Below are 6,000 nucleotides of genomic sequence, written 5' to 3'. Positions count from 1 at the left end.
GGAACCTCATCTCCATGATGGAGACGGGGTATCAACATATCTGGCGTTGACTTTTGGCACGCTGTTGAGTTCTCAAGGAACGGACGCTTCCTTTGGATTCCCTCTCGGGTTTCCGCCGGGCGCTTCCCTTCGGTGTTTCACACTCTATCAGGGCTTTTCCGGCCTTCGGACCACCGCTTTTCTGCAAGCATGCAGAAGCGCATGATTCGAGAATCTGGATCATGACTCTGAAGGAGTGCCGCCCACTCAGTCAGTTGCGTCGAAACGCTTCCTGTCTGTCCGGGGCAGATCTCAGACAGTACAGGGGGCCGGTGGGCGAGGCAAATCGATTCCGCACCTGGGCGGGGCACAACTGGGCTCTGTCATGCGGAACCGTCAGTTCTTATGACTTACGCTTCTCAACGGTGCGCCGTCCGGGACAGGTAGTGACGGCGACCTGATGAATCTTCACCCCTGGGAGGTTTCCCATGACCACCGTGACGTCCCCTCTTGCAGGACGCGCAATCGGGCTCGCGGCAGTGCCGGACCCCGTCTTCTCCGGCGCGATGGTGGGTCCCGGTACCGCCATTGACCCGGTCCGTGAGCCGTCGGCGGCAGTATCGCCCGTGGACGGCGTCATCGTCTCGCTGCATCCGCACGCGTTCGTCGTTGTGGACGCCGAGGGACACGGCGTACTGACGCACCTCGGCATCGACACCGTGCAGCTCAATGGCGAGGGCTTCGAGCTGCTGGTGAACAAGGGCGACACCGTTACTCGCGGACAGGCCGTCGTGCGCTGGGACCCGGCCGCGGTCGAGGAGGCCGGTAAGTCGCCGGTGTGCCCGGTCGTTGCGCTGGAGGCCACTGCGGACTCGCTCGGCGAGGTGCGCGAGGACGGCGCCCTCAAGGCCGGCGACGCGCTCTTCTCCTGGCAGTAGCAGCCGGACGCCGTTGCGAGACGGCAGGTACGACATCCACCGCGGCGGCCGGGCCCGCCGCAACGACCGGAGACGGGTGACATGGAGACAACGCTGCGGGGCGTCGGGGTGAGCCACGGCGTGGCCATCGGCGAGGTTCGGCATATGGGGACGGCGGTGCTGGAGCCGCCGGCCAAGCAGATTCCGACGGAGGAGGCGGAGCGCGAACAGGGGCGCGCGCGCCAGGCCGTGGAAGCTGTGGCTGCCGACTTGATCGCGCGGGGCAACCTGGCGGGCGGCGAGGCGCAGCACGTGCTGGAGGCCCAGGCCATGATGGCCCAGGACCCCGAGCTGATGGCCGACGTCGAGCGGCGGATCGCCGTGGGCAGCACGGCCGAGCGCGCGGTGTACGACGCGTTCGCGGCCTACCGGGCGCTGTTGGCCGGGGCGGGTGAGTACCTGGCGGGCCGGGTGGCCGACCTCGATGACGTGCGGAACCGGATCGTTGCGCGGCTGCTCGGTGTGCCGATGCCGGGCGTGCCGGACAGCGATGAGCCGTACGTGCTGATCGCGCGGGACCTGGCGCCGGCCGATACCGCGTTGCTGGACCCGACGCTGGTGCTCGGGTTCGTGACCGAGGAGGGCGGGCCGACCAGCCACAGTGCGATTCTCGCGCGGGCGCTGGGGGTGCCGGCCGTGGTGGCGCTGCCGGGTGCGGGTGAGCTTGCCGAGGGCACCGTGATCGCCGTGGACGGCAGCACGGGTGAGGTCTTCGTCAGCCCGAATGAGGAGAAGCGGGCTGAGCTGACGGCGGCTGCCGAGGCGCGGAAGGCGGCGCTGTCGGCGTCGTCCGGTCCGGGCGCCACGTCGGACGGGCACAAGGTGCCGCTGCTGGCGAACGTCGGTGGGCCGGCGGACGTGCCGGCGGCGGTGGAGGCCGGTGCGGAGGGCGTCGGGCTGTTCCGTACGGAGTTCCTGTTCCTGGACGACAGCAAGCAGGCGCCGTCGGAGGAGAAGCAGGTCGAGGCGTACCGGAAGGTGCTGGAAGCCTTCCCGGAGGGGCGCGTGGTGGTGCGCGTGCTGGACGCCGGGGCGGACAAGCCGCTGGAGTTCCTGACGCCTGCGGACGAGCCGAATCCGGCGCTGGGGGTGCGGGGTCTGCGGAGCCTGCTGGACCACCCCGAGGTGCTGCGGACGCAGCTCCGGGCGCTGGCGAAGGCCGCCGAGGGGCTGCCTGTCTACCTTGAGGTCATGGCCCCGATGGTGGCGGACCGGATCGACGCCAAGGCGTTCGCGGATGCCTGCCGGGAGGCCGGGCTGCGGGCGAAGTTCGGCGCGATGGTGGAGATTCCGTCGGCGGCGCTGCGGGCGCGGTCGATCCTCCAGGAGGTGGAGTTCCTTTCCCTGGGGACCAACGACCTGGCGCAGTACACCTTTGCGGCGGACCGGCAGGTGGGCGCGGTGTCGCGGCTTCAGGACCCTTGGCAGCCGGCGCTGTTGGACCTCGTGGCGGCTTCGGCCGAGGCGGCGAAGGCCGAGGGCAAGAGCTGCGGCGTGTGCGGTGAGGCGGCCTCCGATCCGCTGTTGGCGTGCGTGCTGACGGGTCTTGGGGTCACCAGCCTGTCGATGGGTGCGGCGTCGATTCCGTATGTGCGGGCGACGCTGGCCAAGCACACGCTGGCTCAGTGTGAGCGGGCGGCGGCCGCGGCGCGGGCCGCGGACACCGCTGCGGATGCCCGGGCGGCCGCGCAGGCGGTGCTCTCCGGGGAGTGATCCGGCTGGCGCGCGGCGCCGTGTGAGGTGTGTGGGGACGGCCGTCCCGCCTGGTGGCGGGGCGGCCGTTCGCATGGGTGCGGGGGCCCGGGCGGTGGGGGTCAGGGGTGGCAGTGCGGGCCTGGTGGGGGTGGGAGGGGCAGGCCGGGGGCGTAGTCGACGCGGTGCTCGGGTGGGATGGGTTCGTCGGTTTCGGGGTCGGTGCAGTAGGCGTCGAAGATTTCGGCGGCGCTGATGGGGTCCGGCCAGGCGTCGCGGAGGCGCCAGCCGCGGACGGTGGCGGTGGGGGCGTCGGTGGCGGGTGTGGTGCGGCAGACGAGGGCGCCGGTGGTGGGTCGGGCCAGGGCGGCGGCGAGGACCGTGCAGAAGATGAGGGTCTCGGATTCGGGGAGGCGGGGTGGGGTGCCGTCGGGGGCGGCGGTGGCCTGGACGTAGGCGCGGAGCGAGCCGGTGGTGTCGGGGAGGGTGCAGACGAGGTGGTGGGTGCCCTCCCCCAGGGCCGTGAGGAGGTGTTGGAGGGCGGTGGTGGCGCGGGTGAAGGCCGCGTGGGCGAGGTCCTGGCCGCACTCCGGGCAGCGGCCGGCGCGGGCGAGGAGGGCGGTGGCGCGGTCCCAGGAGGCTCGGCGGGCGGCTTCCTCGGTGAGGAGTGGGAGGAGCCGGTCGAGCGGGGTGCCGTCGTAGGCGAGGGTGGCGCCGGTGCAGGCGACGGCGGCGGTGTAGCGGCTGCGGCTGCCTGGGTCGTCGGGGTCGAGGCCGTGGTCGGTGCAGTAGTGCGCGTAGGCGGCCGGGTCGAAGAGGCAGAGGGTGGTGTGCACGCCCTGGGCGGCGAGGGTGCGCAGCAGGGTGTCGAGTTGCTGGAGGTAGCCGCGGTGGTCGTCGAACGGGAAGGTGCGGTAGCGGCGCATGGCGGCGAAGTCCCGGGCGTCGGCGAGGACGGCGGCGGTGCTGGGGAGGTCGCGGCGGAGCGGATGGCCGGCGGGGTGGTGGGTGGGGCGGGTGGTGGGTGTCATGGCTCCCCCTCGGTGGGTGCGCTGGTCGGACGTCACTTGTCACCGAGAGTAATCGGGGGGTCTGACATCGGCGGGGCTGCGCCGGTGGGGCGGTCGGCGGTGGAGGGGGCCGGCGCCGGGGCGGGGTGCCGCCGGCGCCGGGGCGGGGTCACTTGGCGCGGTCGGCGGCGATCCGCTCGTAGAAGCGGAGGAGTTCGAGGTTGTCGACGGAGCCGGGGTTGACGGCCTTTTCGAGGGGGGTGCCGGCCAGGAGCCGTTTGATCGGGACCTCGATGCGCTTGCCGGTGAGGGTGTGCGGGACGCCGGGGGCTTCGATGATCTCGTCGGGGACGTGGCGGGGGGAGAGTTCTGCGCGGATGGTCCGCTTGATGCGGTCGCGCAGGGCGTCGTCCAGGGTGGCGCCGGGGGCGAGGTGGACGAAGAGGGGCATCCAGTAGTCGCCGTCGGGGAGTTCGAGGCCGATGACGAGGGATTCGCGGATCTCGGGGAGGCGTTCGACGACCTCGTAGATGTCGGCGGAGCCCATCCGGACGCCCTGGCGGTTGAGGGTGGAGTCGGAGCGGCCGTGGATGACGACGCTGCCGCGGGAGGTGAGGGTGATCCAGTCGCCGTGTCGCCAGACGCCGGGGTACATGTCGAAGTAGCTGTCGTGGTAGCGGGCGCCGTCGGGGTCGTTCCAGAAGCGGGTGGGCATGGACGGCATGGGGTTGGTGACGACCAGTTCGCCGACCTCGTCGATGACGGGTTCGCCCTGCGGGTCCCATGCCTGGAGGTCGGTGCCGAGGCAGGCGGCCTGGAGTTCGCCGATGTGGACGGGGAGGGTGGGGACGGCGCCGGCGAAGCAGCTGCAGACGTCGGTGCCGCCGCTGACCGAGGCGGTCCACAGGTCGGCGCCGCTCTCCGCGAAGCTGTCGTGCAGCCAGCGGAAGCCGTCGGGCGGGAGCGGGGAGCCGGTGGTGGCGACGCAGGTGACGGTGGAGAGGTCGAGGTCGCGGGCGGGGTGCAGGCCGGCCTTGCGGCAGGCCATGACGTAGGCGGCGGAGGTGCCGAAGACGGTGGTGCGGGTGGCGGCGGCGACCTGCCACTGGGCGCTGGTGTCGGGGTGTCCGGGGCTGCCGTCGTACAGGACGATCGTGGATCCGGCGAGGAGGCCGCCGACGAGGAAGTTCCACATCATCCAGCCGGTGGAGGTGTACCAGAAGAAGCGGTCGTCGGGGCCGAGGTCGCAGTGCAGGCCGGTCTGTTTGAGGTGTTCGAGGAGGATGCCGCCCTGGGACTGGACGATCGCCTTGGGGAGGCCGGTGGTGCCGGAGGAGTACAGGACCCACAGCGGGTGGTCGAAGGGGACCTGTTCGAAGACCGGTTCGGTGAGGTCCGAGGTCAGGTCGGACCAGTTGAGGGCGCCTTCGGGGGTGGGGGTGCCGAGCAGGGGGACGTGGACGACGGCGCGCAGGGTGGGGAGTTCGGCGCGGAGTTCGGCGACCGTGTCGCGGCGGTCGTGTTCCTTGCCGCCGTAGCGGTAGCCGTCGACGGTGAACAGGACGACCGGTTCGACCTGCTGGAAGCGGTCCAGGACGCTGCGGGCGCCGAAGTCGGGGGCGCAGGAGGTCCAGACGGCGCCGACCGCGGCGGTGGCGAGGAGGGCGATCACGGCCTGCGGGACGTTGGGGAGGTAGCCGCTGACGCGGTCGCCGGGGCGGACGCCGAGGCGGCGGAGGGCGGCGGCCAGTGAGCCGACCTGGGTGCGGAGCTCGGCCCAGGTGACGGGGGCGGGTTGGTGGCGCTCGTCGACGTGGAGCAGTGCGGGGGTGTCGGCGCGGGCGGGGTCCTCGGCGGCGCGTAGGGCGTGTTCGGCGTAGTTGAGGGTGGCGCCGGGGAACCAGCGGGCGCCGGGCATGGTGCGGTCGGCGAGGACGGTGTCGTAGGGCGTGCCGAAGCGGACGTCGAACCATTCGACGACGGCTTGCCAGAAGGTCGGGAGGTGGTCGACGGACCAGCGGTGCAGGGCGGCGTAGCCGGCCGCGGGGTCGCCGGGGGTGGGGGCGGGTGCGCCGTGGTGGGTGGCGGCCCAGGCGTGGAAGCGGGTGACCTGTGCGCCGGCGATCCGGTCCGGGCCGGGCTGCCAGAGGGGTTCCGGTGCCGGTTGGGCGGCGGAGTGCGGTGCGGTGGTCATGATGCGGCTCCTGGCAGGTACGCGTCGTGGGCGGCGGTCGCGTGCGAGGTGGGGGTCCCCCGGCGGTGCGCGTGACCGGCTTGCCTGGACGATGCCATGTGATCGACTTGTGCACCAGGGTGGATCCGCACATTCGGGGGTGGTGGGG

The 6,000-nt window shown here is 72.0% G+C and carries 4 protein-coding genes; 2 read left to right on the top strand and 2 right to left on the bottom strand.

Annotation, left to right across the window (positions count from 1 at the left end):
• The first annotated feature begins 467 nt into the window (after positions 1-467).
• Together ACFVT2_RS16675 and ptsP are read left to right on the top strand one after the other, a co-directional pair.
• On the top strand, positions 468-917 hold the full coding sequence (locus ACFVT2_RS16675) for a PTS glucose transporter subunit IIA (protein ID WP_390017834.1): 450 nt from the start codon (positions 468-470) through the stop codon (positions 915-917).
• 81 nt (positions 918-998) lie between these two features.
• Positions 999-2,669, top strand: coding sequence for a phosphoenolpyruvate--protein phosphotransferase (ptsP, locus tag ACFVT2_RS16670; protein WP_390017831.1), 1,671 nt, complete (start codon positions 999-1,001; stop codon positions 2,667-2,669).
• A 101-nt stretch (positions 2,670-2,770) separates the two neighbouring features.
• Here the strand turns inward: ptsP and ACFVT2_RS16665 are convergent, their stop codons facing one another.
• Together ACFVT2_RS16665 and ACFVT2_RS16660 are read right to left on the bottom strand one after the other, a co-directional pair.
• On the bottom strand, positions 2,771-3,679 hold the full coding sequence (locus ACFVT2_RS16665) for a hypothetical protein (RefSeq protein ID WP_390017828.1): 909 nt from the start codon (positions 3,677-3,679) through the stop codon (positions 2,771-2,773).
• 148 nt (positions 3,680-3,827) lie between these two features.
• Positions 3,828-5,852 carry an acetoacetate--CoA ligase gene (locus ACFVT2_RS16660; protein WP_390017825.1) on the bottom strand — a complete coding sequence of 675 codons (2,025 nt, stop codon included), beginning with the start codon at positions 5,850-5,852 and terminating at the stop codon, positions 3,828-3,830.
• Positions 5,853-6,000 lie beyond the last annotated feature (148 nt).

This window comes from Streptomyces sp. NPDC058000 (genome assembly GCF_042886435.1).
In the GTDB taxonomy this organism is placed as follows: Bacteria; Actinomycetota; Actinomycetes; order Streptomycetales; family Streptomycetaceae; genus Streptomyces.
Note: the sequence above shows the minus strand (reverse complement) of the source record. Positions and strands in the feature narration are given on the sequence as shown.

Coding starts and splice junctions, on each gene's coding strand:
- ACFVT2_RS16675 (WP_390017834.1), top strand. CDS start 468: ATGACCACCGTGACGTCCCCTCTTGCAGGACGCGCAATCGGGCTCGCG.
- ACFVT2_RS16660 (WP_390017825.1), bottom strand. CDS start 5,852: ATGACCACCGCACCGCACTCCGCCGCCCAACCGGCACCGGAACCCCTC.
- ACFVT2_RS16665 (WP_390017828.1), bottom strand. CDS start 3,679: ATGACACCCACCACCCGCCCCACCCACCACCCCGCCGGCCATCCGCTC.
- ptsP (WP_390017831.1), top strand. CDS start 999: ATGGAGACAACGCTGCGGGGCGTCGGGGTGAGCCACGGCGTGGCCATC.